The organism is Agrobacterium sp. NPDC090283 (assembly GCF_044769685.1).
Classification (GTDB): domain Bacteria; phylum Pseudomonadota; class Alphaproteobacteria; order Rhizobiales; family Rhizobiaceae; genus Agrobacterium.
On sequence record NZ_JBIVYG010000002.1, the window covers coordinates 386,609 to 400,642 of the forward strand.

General features: G+C 61.1%; 13 protein-coding genes. 5 read left to right on the forward strand and 8 right to left on the reverse strand.

Going from position 1 to position 14,034, the window contains the following annotated elements; translation table 11 throughout:
- Positions 1-18: 18 nt before the first annotated feature.
- From ACIQUH_RS04720 to ACIQUH_RS04730, 3 genes are read left to right on the forward strand one after another with little or no spacing between them, the layout of a single operon-like run.
- Positions 19-969, forward strand: a complete 951-nt coding sequence (locus ACIQUH_RS04720) for an ABC transporter permease (protein WP_196380584.1) — start codon at positions 19-21, stop codon at positions 967-969.
- A complete protein-coding gene (locus ACIQUH_RS04725; RefSeq protein WP_400812865.1) occupies positions 969-1,823 on the forward strand; it encodes an ABC transporter permease in 855 nt (284 codons plus the stop codon). The genes ACIQUH_RS04720 and ACIQUH_RS04725 overlap by 1 nt, the downstream gene beginning before the upstream one ends.
- Positions 1,820-3,475: an ABC transporter ATP-binding protein gene (locus tag ACIQUH_RS04730; RefSeq protein WP_400812866.1), complete on the forward strand. Its 1,656-nt coding sequence runs from the start codon at positions 1,820-1,822 to the stop codon at positions 3,473-3,475. Before ACIQUH_RS04725 ends, ACIQUH_RS04730 begins: the two co-directional genes overlap by 4 nt.
- A gap of 167 nt (positions 3,476-3,642) precedes the next feature.
- Here the strand turns inward: ACIQUH_RS04730 and ACIQUH_RS04735 are convergent, their stop codons facing one another.
- Positions 3,643-4,119: an Lrp/AsnC family transcriptional regulator gene (locus ACIQUH_RS04735; RefSeq protein ID WP_003506856.1), complete on the reverse strand. Its 477-nt coding sequence runs from the start codon at positions 4,117-4,119 to the stop codon at positions 3,643-3,645.
- A 229-nt stretch (positions 4,120-4,348) separates the two neighbouring features.
- Between ACIQUH_RS04735 and ACIQUH_RS04740 the strand changes: the two genes are divergently transcribed.
- Positions 4,349-5,674: an NAD(P)/FAD-dependent oxidoreductase gene (locus ACIQUH_RS04740; protein ID WP_400812867.1), complete on the forward strand. Its 1,326-nt coding sequence runs from the start codon at positions 4,349-4,351 to the stop codon at positions 5,672-5,674.
- A 7-nt stretch (positions 5,675-5,681) separates the two neighbouring features.
- Here ACIQUH_RS04740 and ACIQUH_RS04745 read toward each other — a convergent pair whose 3' ends face one another.
- The 3 genes from ACIQUH_RS04745 to ACIQUH_RS04755 are packed head-to-tail and all read right to left on the reverse strand — an operon-like array spanning position 5,682 to position 8,498.
- Positions 5,682-6,833 (reverse strand): NAD(P)/FAD-dependent oxidoreductase, encoded by a 1,152-nt coding sequence (locus tag ACIQUH_RS04745; RefSeq protein ID WP_400812868.1) that lies wholly within the window; start codon positions 6,831-6,833, stop codon positions 5,682-5,684.
- Positions 6,826-8,208 (reverse strand): FAD-dependent oxidoreductase, encoded by a 1,383-nt coding sequence (locus ACIQUH_RS04750; RefSeq protein WP_400812869.1) that lies wholly within the window; start codon positions 8,206-8,208, stop codon positions 6,826-6,828. The genes ACIQUH_RS04745 and ACIQUH_RS04750 overlap by 8 nt, the downstream gene beginning before the upstream one ends.
- Positions 8,187-8,498: a (2Fe-2S)-binding protein gene (locus ACIQUH_RS04755; RefSeq protein WP_400812870.1), complete on the reverse strand. Its 312-nt coding sequence runs from the start codon at positions 8,496-8,498 to the stop codon at positions 8,187-8,189. The genes ACIQUH_RS04750 and ACIQUH_RS04755 overlap by 22 nt, the downstream gene beginning before the upstream one ends.
- 113 nt (positions 8,499-8,611) lie before the next feature.
- On the opposite strand from ACIQUH_RS04755, the gene ACIQUH_RS04760 reads away from it, so the two are divergent.
- On the forward strand, positions 8,612-9,535 hold the full coding sequence (locus ACIQUH_RS04760; protein WP_400812871.1) for a LysR substrate-binding domain-containing protein: 924 nt from the start codon (positions 8,612-8,614) through the stop codon (positions 9,533-9,535).
- Between the two features lie 66 nt (positions 9,536-9,601).
- Here the strand turns inward: ACIQUH_RS04760 and ACIQUH_RS04765 are convergent, their stop codons facing one another.
- The 4 genes from ACIQUH_RS04765 to ACIQUH_RS04780 form a co-directional block, all read right to left on the reverse strand.
- Positions 9,602-10,537, reverse strand: a complete 936-nt coding sequence (locus tag ACIQUH_RS04765) for an ABC transporter substrate-binding protein (protein ID WP_400812872.1) — start codon at positions 10,535-10,537, stop codon at positions 9,602-9,604.
- A gap of 143 nt (positions 10,538-10,680) precedes the next feature.
- Positions 10,681-11,619, reverse strand: coding sequence for an ABC transporter substrate-binding protein (locus ACIQUH_RS04770; RefSeq protein ID WP_400812873.1), 939 nt, complete (start codon positions 11,617-11,619; stop codon positions 10,681-10,683).
- Between the two features lie 23 nt (positions 11,620-11,642).
- Positions 11,643-13,448 (reverse strand): amino acid ABC transporter permease/ATP-binding protein, encoded by a 1,806-nt coding sequence (locus tag ACIQUH_RS04775; protein WP_400812874.1) that lies wholly within the window; start codon positions 13,446-13,448, stop codon positions 11,643-11,645.
- Positions 13,449-13,461: 13 nt separating this feature from the next.
- The gene (locus tag ACIQUH_RS04780; RefSeq protein ID WP_400812875.1) at positions 13,462-14,016 is read right to left on the reverse strand and encodes a GNAT family N-acetyltransferase; all 555 of its coding nucleotides are present in this window, start codon (positions 14,014-14,016) and stop codon (positions 13,462-13,464) included.
- Positions 14,017-14,034: the final 18 nt, after the last annotated feature.

The following is a 14,034-nucleotide window of genomic DNA, read 5'->3' on the forward strand; positions in this document are numbered from 1 at the left end:
CGTCGCAGGAGCATGTGAATGAACAGCCGGATATTATCCCTTATCGCCAGGCGGCTGGTCGTCATGCTGACGACGCTGCTTATCGTGTCGTTTATCGTCTTTTCCGCCACCAGCCTGCTGCCCGGCGATACGGCGACGATCCTGCTTGGCCAGGCGGCGACGCCGGAGGCCGTGGCGGGCCTGCGCACCGCCATGCATCTCGACGATCCGGCCCTCCTGCGTTTTGTCCGCTGGCTTCTGGGCCTGCTGCAGGGTGAACTCGGCACGTCCTACGCCAACAATATGGCGATTGCCGATCTTATCGGCCCGCGCTTCGTCAACTCCATGAAGCTTGCCGGCATTACCACCATCATCGCCGTGCCGCTGGCGCTGACCCTCGGTATCAGCTCCGCCATGCTGCGCGGAACGCTTTATGACCGGGTTGTCACCGTGCTGACCATTGGCGTCATCTCGGTGCCGGAATTCATGATTGCCACACTCGCCGTGCTGCTTTTCGCCGTTTATCTGAAATGGCTGCCGGCGCTGTCGCTGGTCAGCGAGGTTCACACACTTTTCGATGTGCTGCGGGTCTATGCCATGCCGGTCATCACGCTGACCTTCGTCGTTTCTGCGCAGATGATCCGCATGAGCCGCGCCGCCGTGATCGAGACGCTCGATACGCCCTATGTCGAAATGGCGCTTTTGAAGGGTGCGCCGCGCATGCGCATCGTGCTTCGCCATGCGCTTCCCAATGCGCTCGGCCCCATCGTCAATGCGGTGGCGCTGTCGCTTTCCTATCTCGTCGGCGGCGTCATCATCGTCGAGACGATCTTCAACTATCCCGGCATCGCCAAGCTGATGGTCGATGGCGTCGCGACCCGCGACCTGCCGCTGATCCAGAGCTGCGCGATGATCTTCTGCGTCGGTTATCTCCTCCTCATCACGACGGCTGACATCATCGCCATCATGTCCAATCCGAGGCTGCGCTGATGGCCGACAGTATCAAAACAACTTCGGGGACCTCGCGTTTGGGTTACAAGATCAACGCAGTCGGCGTTTTCGGCTTTCTCGTCATTTTTTTCTGGGCCATGGTGGCGATCTTCGCGCCCTATCTCATTCCGCATCCGGTCGGTGAAATCGTCGATCTCGATTATTTCGGGCCGATGACGTCAGATCTCTGGCTCGGTTCCGACTATCTCGGCCGCGACGTGTTTTCCCGCATTCTCATGGGCGCGCGTTTCACGGTCGGCATATCGCTCGCTGCCGTCACCATCGCCTGCACCTCCGGCGTCGTGCTCGGCATGTGCGCCGCCGTCATCGGCGGCTGGTTCGATGCGGCGCTCAGCCGCTTTCTCGATGCGGTGAATTCCATTCCGAGCAAGCTTTTCGGCCTCGTGGTCGTAGCCGCCGTCGGCTCGTCCATTCCGGTGCTGATCGTCACGCTCTCGGTCATCTATACACCGGGCGCCTATCGTTTTGCCCGGGCGCTCGCCGTCAATGTCAACACCATGGATTTCGTCACCGTCGCCCGGGTGCGCGGCGAAAGCCTGTTCTACCTGATCGGCTCTGAAATCCTGCCGAACATCGTCAGGCCCGTGCTTGCCGATCTTGGCGTGCGCTTCGTGTTCATCGTGCTGCTTCTGTCAGGCCTCTCCTTCCTCGGCCTCGGCCTGCAGCCGCCGAATGCGGACTGGGGCGCGCTGGTGCGTGAGAACATCGGCGGCCTGCCGTTTGCGGCGCCTGCCGTCATCTTCCCCTCGCTGGCGATTGCCAGCCTGACGATCAGCGTCAACCTGCTGATCGACAATCTGCCGCAGAAAATCCGCGACAGGAGCGAATCATGAACAATCTCGTTGAAATCCGCGGATTGAAGGTCGAGGCGACCACTGATTCCGGCCGCCGTATCGACATCATCAAGGGCGTGGACATCGACATCGCCGACGGCGAAATCGTCGCGCTGATCGGCGAAAGCGGTTCCGGCAAGACCACCATCGCGCTGACATTGATGGGTTATGCCCGGCCCGGTTGCCGCATTTCCGCCGGCAGCGTCAAGGTGGCGGGCCAGGACATGGTGCAGCTTTCCGAAGCCGAACGCGCCAAAGTCCGTGGTACGAAAGTGGCCTATGTGCCGCAAAGTGCCGCCGCCGCCTTCAACCCGGCGCAGAAGATCATCGATCAGGTCATCGAGGTCACCCGCATCCACCATCTGATGCCGCCGCAGGAGGCACGGACGCGGGCAGTGGAACTTTTCAAGGCGCTGTCGCTGCCCAACCCTCAGACCATCGGCGAGCGTTACCCGCATCAGGTGTCCGGCGGCCAGCTCCAGCGCCTCTCCGCCGCCATGGCGCTGATCGGCAACCCGAAGCTGGTGATCTTCGACGAGCCGACCACCGCGCTCGACGTCACGACCCAGATCGAAGTGCTGCGCGCCTTCAAATCGGCAATGCGCAAGAACGGCATCGGCGGCGTTTATGTTTCGCACGATCTTGCCGTCGTCGCCCAGATCGCCGACCGGATCGTGGTGCTGAAGGGCGGCGAGATTCAGGAAACCGGTACGACCAAGGATATCCTCGAAAATGCGCAGCATCCCTATACAAAGGAACTGCTGACAGCCTTTCATGACAAGGCACGCGTCGTCACACCGGTCAAACAGGAGCAGACAACGCCGCTGCTGGATATAGAAAAGCTGATCGCCGGTTACGGAACCAAGGGCGAAGACAAGATGCCGCTGGTGCGCGCGGTGGATAGCGTCAGCCTTTCGGTCTATCCCGGCCGCAATCTCGGCATCATCGGCGAATCCGGCTGCGGAAAATCGACGCTGGCGCGCGCCATTGCCGGCATTCTGCCCGCAGCCAGCGGCCATGTCATCTTCGAAGGCCGGGAACTGGATGCGGATGCCCGGCGCCGAACCGGCGACCAGCTGCGCCGCATGCAGATCGTGTTCCAATATGCCGATACCGCACTCAACCCCTCGAAACCGATCGAGGATATTCTCGGCCGGCCGCTGACCTTCTATCACGGCATGAAAGGCAAGGCGCGCGACGCCCGGATCGATGAGCTTCTCGATATGGTGAAGCTGCCGCGCTCGGTGCGTCATCGCCATCCTTCCGGCCTTTCCGGCGGGCAGAAGCAGCGCATCAATTTCGCCCGGGCGCTTGCCGCCGAACCGTCGCTCATCATCTGCGATGAGATCACCTCGGCGCTCGATACCGTGGTCGCGGCCGCGATCATCGACCTGCTTGGGGAATTGCAGCGGGAGCTGAACCTCTCCTATATCTTCATCAGCCACGATCTTTCGGTGGTGGAAACCATCTGCGACGAAATCGTCGTGATGTATGGCGGGCAAAAGGTGGAGCATCTGGAAACGGAAGCGATCAAATCGCCGACGCATCCCTATTCGAAACTGCTGTTCTCCTCGGTGCCGAAACTCGACCCGACATGGCTCGACAATCTTCAGCAGGATGCGGAGCTGGTGCGGGCGTTTTCGAAGAGGTGAGGCTGGCGATGGCAAGGTGGATTGGGAAGCACCAAAATCTCCCTCGGTGTCATCCTCGCCCTTGAGGCGAGGATCCATTGATCTCGACGGGCTATGGATCCTCGCCTCAAGCCCGAGGATGACGTTGAGATAGAGCAAGCATCTGACTGAAGAACCGTTCTCCCACCTCAAAGCGGAAACAGGCTGGTCAGCGGCATGTGCGATTTGATGATCGGCGATTTCAGCACCACGAAGCTGAAATATTTGTCGATGCCGACATCCATATCGGTCAGCCGCTCCATGATCGACTGATATTCGACGATGCCGGAGGTGACGAATTTCAGCAGATAGTCGTAACCGCCCGAAACGAGGTGACATTCCACCACCTGGTCGATCTTTTCGACAACGCCGAGGAAGCGGGCGAAATCGATCTGGCGGTGGTTCTTCAGTGTGATCTCGGTGAACACCGTCAGCGTCTGGCCGAGCTTGTTGATGTTGATCTGCGCCGAATAGCCCTCGATATAACCTTCCGCCTGCAGCTTCTTCACCCGCATCAGGCAGGGGCTGGGCGACAGATTGACAAGCTCCGCCAGCTCGACATTGGTGATGCGACCGTTTTTCTGCAGTTCGTAGAGAATCTTGATGTCGATCCGGTCAAGTTTCATCATATACGGAACCCCTTTTTTGTTTTTCTAAGCGCAGCATAAAATTCTGGCGCATTGACGTAAATCCTACCACATGGGCGAACCCTGTCGATGCGCGGATATTTTTTTGATGCAGCATAAAGAGTTGCAGAAGCATCACCGAACAGCAGGAGATTCCGGTAACAAGCCCAGTCTGGCAGCGTTTACACGCCGGCTCGGGTAAATTAGGACGGATATAAGGAGTCCGACCATGCCCGCCCCGCTGCAACAGATCACGACATCGCCGGAACTTCCGACATCCGCGGACGCCGTCATTATCGGCGGCGGTATCGTCGGTGTCTTTGCCAGCTATTATCTTGCCCGGCGCGGCCTCAAAGTGGCGCTGGTCGAAAAGGGCTTGATCGGGGCGGAGCAATCCAGCCGCAACTGGGGCTGGTGCCGCCAGCAGAACCGAGATGCTCGCGAATTGCCGATTTCCACGAAGAGCCTGGCATTGTGGGAAGAATTTGGCGCAGAGAGCGGCGAAGACACGGGGTTTCGCCGCTGCGGGCTGTTTTACCTCAGCGACAATGAGGCCGAACTTGCCGGCTGGGCACGCTGGCGCGACTTTGCCATTACCGCAGGCGTGACGACCCATATGCTGAGCGCCGATGAGGCGAGCGAACGCGGCCGGTCCACGGCAAAGCGCTGGAAGGGCGGCGTGTTTTCACCGACGGACGGCACTGCCGACCCTTCCATGGCGGCACCCGCTGTGGCGCGCGCCATCATCAAACTGGGCGGCACGGTGCATCAGAATTGTGCCGCACGCGGGCTTGAGACGGAAGGCGGCCGGGTCAGCGCCGTCATCACCGAAAAAGGCACGATCCGCACAAAAACCGCCATCATGTCCGGCGGGGCCTGGGCATCGTCTTTTTGCCGCCAGCTCGGCATTCGTTTCCCGCAGGCCTCCGTCCGTTCCTCCATTCTCGCCGTCACGCCGGGCGCGGAAGGTCTGCCGGATGCGCTGCACACCGCCGCCGTCTCGGCAACGAAACGGAACAACGGCGGCTACACGCTCGCCATCAGCGGGCTGGGACGCATCGACCCGACGGCGCAGCAGATGCGGTTTGCCCGCGAATTCGTCCCGATGTTCCTCAAGCGCTGGCGCAGCCTGCGACCGGGCGGACTGGAGGGCATTCGCGGCGGCCACGAGACGCTGAAACGCTGGCGGCTGGATGCGCCGACACCGATGGAACGGGTTCGTATTCTCGATCCGAAACCGAATGCCGCCGCCATCCGCGAGACCCACAAAAGGGCGCTGGAGCTTCTGCCTGCCCTTCGCAAAACACAGATTTCTGCCGCCTGGGCCGGTTTCATCGACAGCACGCCGGATGGCGTGCCCGCCATCGGCGAAACCAGCGAATTGCCCGGCTTCATTCTCGCCGCCGGTTTCAGCGGCCATGGTTTCGGCATTGGACCAGGCGCCGGCCATCTGATCGCCGATATCGTGACGGGTTCGAACCCAATCGTCGATCCCGCCGCCTATCACCCCAGCCGTTTCCTTGATTCATCATGGGGTAAAGTCGCCGATTTCTGACCCTTCCCTAATGGGATGAGACATGTTTACCGCTGCGGAAACGACCGATGTGAAAATCCGCAATCGGCGTCGTGGTCTTCCCGGTCGCGATCAGTTCCGCCATTACATCGCCGACACCCGGTCCGATCTGGAAGCCATGGCCACTGAAGCCAAAAGCGTAATAAAGGCCGGAAGTGGCGGCACTGTCTCCCATGACAGGCAGATCGTCGGCCATATAACCTTCCACGCCGGACCAGGTGCGGATCAGCCGCGCATGGCGCAGGGCGGGCGCAAGCCGCAAAAGCTGTCGCAACTGGGCATCGAGCCCGGCGGGATCGTATTTCGCCCGGCGTTCGTCCAGTGCGGCGGCGCATCGTTTCACCCCGCCGAAAATGACGTTTCCGCGCGGAATTTGCCGCATATAGATCACTTCACCCGGAATTTTGGTGGAGACGCCGACAACGGGTTGAATGAACCATGGCAAGGGTTCCGTCACGCCCATTTGCGGCCCGGCCACTTCCAGCGGCACCGCCTCCCCCAGCGCAGCGGCAAACCCGCCACCCCATGCACCGCTGGCGACCAGCACCACGGGCGCGCGATAATCCCCTTCCACCGTCGTTACCAGGAAGTCCTCGCCGATCTTTTCTATGGCCAGAACCTCGCAATTTTCCACGACCATTGCTCCGTCCCGCCGCGCCGCGCGGGCAAAGGCGGGCGCGACGAGACGCGGATTGGCGTGACCATCATGCGGCGACCATGATCCGGCAACGGCCTCCGGCCCGATAAAGGGGAATTTCTGCCTGACAGCCTCGCCCGAGAGGATGTGCAACTCCAGACCATATTGCGCGGCATCGTCGCGGTATTTCTCGACCGCGGCGATCTGTTCTTCCGCCCAGAGAAACCGGATATGGCCGACGGGCATGAATTCCACATCCGCGCCGGTGAGCTGCGGTATCCGACTCCAGATGTCGCGTGATCTGTTGGCGAGCGGAAGCTGCCCGAGATAACGGCCCTGACGGCGGACATTGCCGAAATTGGTACCGCTTGCCTGCTGGCCGACAAGGAAACGCTCCAGCAGAATGACACTGACGCCCCGTTGCCGCAGGAAAAACGCGGTGGCGGTTCCGACAATGCCTCCACCAACGATAATGACATCGGCCTCCGCAAGCGGGTTACGCATCGTCGCCTCCTCTCACAATCGCCAGAGGCAGTGGTTTCACCGGCGCCTGCCCGCGCAGCCGTCCGGCCAATTCCACCGGCAGACCACAGGCGGCCGCGACAATCTCCTGTCCCACCGGCCCGCAGAACCGCCCCTGGCATCGCCCCATGCCGGCCCGCGAGAAAGCTTTCGAGCGGTTGACCTCCGTTGCGCCCTTATTGGTCACGCTTGCGCGTAACTCGCCCGCCGTCACCACCTCGCAGCGGCAGATAATCGTGTCGTCGGCAAGTGCCTTCGCCAAGTGGTTCGGCCAAGGGAAGGCCCGGGCCATTCCCTGGGCAAAGCGGCTCGCGGCTTTCAGTCGTTTGCGGCAGCGGCCGATTTCCGCACGGGATGGCTTCAAGCCGTGATCCTCAAGCAGCGCGAAGGCAGCAAGCCGACCGGAGGCTTCCGCACCATCCGCACCGAGAATGCGCACCCCATCGCCTGCAAGATAGACATCCGGCACGGAACTGCGCCCCATATCGTCCACATCCGGAAGCCATTGCCGGATCAGCGGATGAAAGGAGAAGCGGCACCCGGCAAGATCGGCAAGCTGGCTTTCCGCCCGCAGATGGTAGCCCATGCCGATAGCATCGCAGGCGAGGCGCTTTTCCGCACCAGAAGCGGTTCGATACCGCAACGCGTTTACCCCGCTGTCGTTGTCGCCGATAATCTCTATCGGCTCGACGCCCCGCTCGATCCTTACTCCACCGGCAAGCAGCGCTGCGACAAGCCGCATGCCTTTGAGGAGCTGTGACGGCCGCGCCATCATCCCCGGCAGGCCCCTGATCTGCGTGGAAAGCGGCGTGGTATCCAGCACCGCCACGGGTTTCGCGCCCGCCTTCATATATTGATAGGCGACAAGATAAAGCAGCGGTCCCGTGCCCATGAAAACGACCCGCCGCCCTATCGCGCAGGCCTGCGCCTTCAGGGCTATCTGCGCGGCGCCGAGCGAAAAACAACCCGGCCTCGTCCAGCCCGGCAAGGGCATGATGCGGTCGGTCGCGCCCGATGCGATAATGAGGGCATCGAAATCCAGGGCTTCGGATGTCTCTGCGCGCTGAATATGAATGTGATTGTCGCGGATTGCCCAGGCGAGTGTTTGCGGGCGATAATCGATACGGTCCGAAAGACCGTCGAATGTTTCGTGCAAAGCCCTCGCCTTGCCCGCTTCCGTGCCGTAAAGCGCCGCATAGGAGCGACGGAAATTCTGCGGCTGACGGCGATAAATCTGGCCGCCGCTGCGGTCCCCCTCATCGATGACGATGGGGCTAAGTCCCGCCCGCACCAACGTCTCCGCGGCACGCGTACCGGCGGGGCCGGCGCCCACGATCACGACGCGCAAATCTGCCATAATCCCTCCGGAACCTCGGTTCTGATATCCATGCCCGGGAGAACGGCGGTGGAACAGGCGCGCAGCCGTTCGCCTTGCCCGGTCCAGACCCAGCAATCCTGACAGGCACCCATCAGACAGAAACCCGCCCGCTTGCCATCGGCGAATTCCGAAAGGCGAGCGAACCCGCGCGACAGCATCAGCGCCGTCAGCACGGTATCTCCCTCCAGCGCCTCGACCGGCAGGCCGTCGATCAGGACAGGGCAAACCGCGCGTCGCTCTTCGGCGATGCGCCTGAATCTGGCCGGCATCCGCTTTTCCTTTCCCGAAACCCTGGCAGGCACCTCTCCTGCACGCTTACAGATTTCCACGGCAGGCGCTTTCTCACCAATCGCAAATGGTCGCTTGAACAGAACCTTGGGTTATGGAAGAGATGACGCCGGAGGTTTCCATGAACGCCCGACAGCTTGAAATTTTCCGCGCCATCATGCGCGATGGTTCCGTGACGGCGGCCGCCAATTCGCTTGCCGTTTCCCAGCCCGGCGTCAGCAAGGTGCTGCACCATCTGGAAAGCCAGCTGGGTTACAAGCTGTTCGAACGTATCGGCGGGCGGCTGGTGCCGACGATGGAAGCGCATCTGATCTATGAGGATGCCGACCGGGTTTTCCGTGAGCTGGAAGTCCTGAAAAAGCTGACCCGTACCATCGGCGAGCGCAAGCTCGGCCTACTGCGCATCGGAGCCAGCCTGCCGGTCACCTATTCAGTGCTGCCCGAGGCGCTTCTCGCCTTCCGGCAGGCGCACCCGACCGTCAAAATCCATCTCAACGCCCTGCCAAAAAAAGAGATTGCCGAACAATTGCTGCTGGGCGACATCGATTTTGCCGTAACGCTGTCCACCATTCAGGCGCCGACCGTGCGCAGCGAAATTCTCGCCTCCGTACCGGTCGTGGCGGTGATGCGGCATGACGATGCCCTGGCGGAGATGATGACGCTAACACCGCGTGACCTCGCCGGCAGACCGCTGATCTCCTACGGCAACCATGCAGACGAGATCGGTCCGCAGCTGAACGAGGCCTTCGAGCGCGACGGGCTTACCCGTGATGTTTCTGTACAGGTCACCTCATCGGTGGGCGCTGTGCCGCTGGTGCGCGGCGGCATCGGCATTGCCCTTGTCGACGGCCTGGTGCGCTGGAACAGTTTCGAGGGGGTGACGGTGCGTCCATTCATGCCTGAGGTGACGATGAATGTCGCCGTTTCCACCAACACGGCCCGGCCGCTCTCGCGGTTTTTCAAACCCTTCGTCGGTGAATTGCGAAAACTCTTTCGCGCCCTCCCCGCCCAGAGCTGACGGACAAAACAATACCCGCAAGCCTGAGCCTGCGGGTATTGCAGTCCGCCGCATATATTCGAACGATCAGCTTTTCGGCAGGCCGGGAGGGTTGGTCCGCGATTCCGGCAAGGCTTCTTCCGATAGCTGCCAGCGATCCAGAATCTTGGCGTAAGCGCCGCTCTTGATCAGGTCGTTGGTGGCAAGCGTCAGCGCGTCGGCCAGTCCCGAACCCTTGCGGGTGGTAATGGCGACATCGGAACGCTCCGGCCAGCCGGCGGAAAGGGTGCCGACACGCTTGATGGTCTTGTCGCGTGCGGCGATGAAAACCAGCTGCGCATGCGGCTGGACGATCACATCCGCCCGCCCCGCCGAAAGCGCCACAAGCCGCGTGGCTTCATCATCGTAATATTGCAGCTCGATCGGCTTCAGGCCGGCGGCGACGTTCTCATCGCTCCATTTCAGCAGAATGCGCTCCTGATTGGTGCCGGCGCCGACAATGATCCTCAGGCCGGCTGCGTCCTTCGGCTCGCGAATGGCGGTAATGCCGCTGTCCGCCTTGACGAAAAATCCGTGCAGGCCCTGACGATAGGTGGAAAAATCGAACTTTTCCTTGCGCTGCTCGGTAACGCCCACATTCGAGATCACCGCGTCGTATTTGCCGGAGGCAAGCCCCAGCGGCCAGTCAGCCCAGGCAACCGCCACCAATTCCAGCTCGAGACCGAGGCTATCGGCCACCGCAAGGGCGTAATCGGGATCTGCGCCGACCACCGTTTTTGCATCCGTCGCATAGGTCGCGAGCGGCGGTCCGCCGGGTGCGACCGCGACCGTGAGTTTGCCCGGCGTGACGAATTTGAAATCCTTGGGAACGGCGGCAATCGCGCCGGGGTCTTTTTCAACCCGAATACGGCCGGGCTGATCCGGCGACAGGTCGAAGACATCGGTTGCGAAAGCAGACCCAAAACCGGCGATGGAGAGAAAGGCACCGAGCGTGGCCGTGGCGAGACGAGAAGTTAAGGTCATTGTGGTTTCCCGATGGAATGATGGCGGGACGGAGGTAGCGCGGGCGGGAGGATGCCCGCGCTACCGGCTGAGTGATGTCCCACCTTCAACTCAGCTTTTGGCAACTCAGCTTTTTGGCAACTCAGCCTTTGGAAAATCTGACCTCAGCTCTTGGGCAGGCCCGGCGGATTGGTGCGGGATTCGGTGATGGCTTCGGAACCCAGATTCCAGCGGGCAAGAACCTTGCCGTAATTGCCGTTCTTGATCTGGGCATTCAGCGCGGCGGTGACGGCCTCGGCAATACCGGCGCCCTTTTTCGAAGCGACGGCGATCTCGGCCGCTTCCGGCCAGCCGCCGGAGAAGGTGCCGACGAGCTTCGTCTTCTTCTGGCTTGCCGCCTGGAACGCCGAGGTCGCATTGGGGCCGAGATAGGCATCCGCGCGGCCGGATTGCAGGGCGACGTCAAGCACGGCCTGATCGTCGTAATATTGCACTTCGGTATCGGCCAGTCCCTTGGCCTTGTTGTCCTTGATCCATTTCAGCAGGATCTGCTCCTGATTGGTGGCCGCGTCGACGATGACCTTCAGCCCTGCGACATCCTCCGGCTTGCCGATGGCCGTCACCTTGCTGTTATTGCCGACGTAGAAGCCGAGCAGATCGTTGCGGTAGCTGGAGAAATCGAACTTTTCCTTGCGCGCTTCCGTCACCGTGATGTTCGAGGTAACGGCATCATATTTGCCGGACGCAAGACCGAGCGGCCAGTCCGCCCAGGCGATGGGTACAAGCTGCAGCTCAAGGCCGAGGCTGTCGGCGACGAGCTGGGCGATATCAGGCTCCACGCCGATCGGCGTTTTCGTGTCGCTGGCGTAGTCCACGAGCGGCAGGCGGAATGGAACGGTCGCAACCGTCAGCTTTCCATCGGCGATGAACTTGTGGCCGGCGGGCAGAAGCTTGATCGCCTCTTCCACCTTTTCGGCGCGCACCCGCCCCTTCTGCTCGGGCGACAGGTCAACCTCCTGCGCATGCGCGGCCGGGACGAGCGCGGCGGTGGCGGTGAAAAGACCGCTGGCAAGCAAAGATAATAATTTCGATGAAAATGCCATGTGAGTGTTTCCTTTGTTGTTGATTAGAGAACTTTTGCGAGAAACTCGGCCGTGCGCGGATGATCCGGCTTGTTGAACACCTTTTCCGGCGTGCCCGTTTCGAGAATGCGGCCCTGTTCCATGAAGACGACCCTGTCGGAGACCTCACGGGCAAAGCCGATTTCATGGGTAACGATGATGAGGGTGACGCCGGAGCGGGACAACTCCTTGATGACGTCCAGCACCTCGTTGACCAGTTCAGGATCGAGCGCGGATGTCGGCTCGTCAAAGAGCAGGACCTTCGGCCGCAGCGCCAAGGCCCGGGCAATCGCAACACGTTGCTGCTGCCCGCCGGAAAGCTGGCGAGGGTAAGCGCCGGCCTTTTCGGCCAGACCGACGCGGGCCAGAAGATCACGCGCTTCGGCTTCGGCCTGTTCCTTCGATATGCCGCGAACCACGACCGGCGCTTCGGCGATGTTTTCAAGCGCGGTCAGATGCGGGAACAGGTTGAAGCTCTGGAACACCATGCCCACTTCGACGCGGCGTTTCAGAATGTCCTTTTCCTTCAGCTCATAAAGCGTGTCGCCCTTCTGACGATATCCGACCAGTTCACCGTCAATAGCGATGAAGCCGTCATCGACACGTTCCAGATGGTTGATGGAGCGCAGCAAGGTCGACTTGCCGGAGCCGGACTGGCCGAGAATGGTGGTGACGCTGCCTGCCGGAATGGAGAGCGTGACATCGTCCAGCACCTTAAGCGTTCCGAAGGATTTGGAAACGCCGTGGATATTGACCGAACCGCCACGATTGCCGAGCTGGAAACTACCCGTCCTGGCGGCAGCCGGTCGTTCAGGTCTTTCAATGGCGGGCGATGGCGTCTCCACCGCTTCCGGCAAAGGCTTACGCGGCAGGAAAGTGCGGTAGAGCGTGGCAAACAGGGAAGGCGGCGGATTGCGCAGCGCGCCGCGCGAGAAGTGCCGTTCGATATGGTGCTGGACGATGGAAAGCGCCGTCAGGATGACCAGATACCAGACGGTGGCGACCATCAAAAGCGGGATTACTTCCAGATTGCGGCGATAGATGATCTGGATCGTATAGAACAGCTCCGGCAGCGCGAGGATATAGACCTGCGAGGTGCCCTTGGCGAGCAGGATGATCTCGTTGAAGCCATTAGGCAGAATGGTCCGCATCGCCTGCGGCAGCACGATCCGCGAAAACTGCCGGCGCCGCGGCAGGCCGAGGGAAGCCGCTGCTTCAAGCTGCCCCTGCTCCACCGAGAGGATGCCACCACGCACGATTTCCGACGAAAAGGCCGCGGCATGCAATGTCAGTCCCAGAACCGCTGCGGCAAAGGGCGTCATGAGCTGCGTCGTGTTCCAGCTGAAGAAGTTGATGCCGGTATAGGGCACGCCGATCGTCACGGTCTCGTAGAGATAACCGAGATTGTTGAGGATCAGCAAAAGCACGATCAGCGGAATGGAACGGAATATCCAGATATAGGTCCAGGAGATCGCGACGAGCAGCGGCGAACCCGAAACACGGGCGAGCGCCAGAACCGTGCCCAGCACGAAACCCAGAAAAGCCCCAAGCACGGTCAGCAGCAGCGTCCGGCCGAGCCCCACAAGCACCGGTTCGGCAAAGAACCATTCCGCAAACACGTTCCAGCCCCAGCGTGGGTTGCCGAAGACGGAATGCAGGATGGCCGCAATGATGAGAACCGCGAGAACGGTGCCTGCCGTGCGCAGCGGATAACGGGCGGGAACGACACGGAAATGCGCATAGCCGTGCTTGACCGGCTCATCCTTCTGTTCGCTCACCGCAACATGCGGAAAATCGGAGGCTATTGTCATCGGAGAAAGCCTTTCAGGGATGAACTGGAGAGAGTTGCGGCCGGGCGGCCTGTATTGGCGCGCCATCCGGGATGGAGGTGGCCGTGTCGGACAACCATTTTTCGAATGGCAAGGACCGGATCGTCTCGGGATCGGCCGCGGTATCGAACAAAGCACGATAACCATTGGTGAGATAAAGGCCGACCGCTTCCGGCTGGCGGAAGCCGGTGGTCAGATAAACGCGGGCATAACCCTGCCGGATCGCCTGCTGCTCCAGTTCCCGGAGTACGACTTTCGCCAGCCCTTGCCGGCGATGGGCGGAATGGGTCCAGACCCGCTTGAATTCCGCCGTTTCATCGTCGTAGCGCATGAAGGCGCCGCCAGCGATCGCTTTCCCGTCACGCAGGAGCAACAGGAAATTGCCCGATGGCGGGCTGAAGGCCTCCGGCGGATATTTGTTCAGCTCCGCCTTGGCCCCTTCCGCATTGAAGAACGTGCCGTAACGGCTGTCATATTCGAACAGCAACTCCTCCAGAAGCGGCGTTGCGAGCGGATCCTTGACCGATGTGTAGAGAAAACTGTCGCTCATGTCCTTGTCCTAAATTTC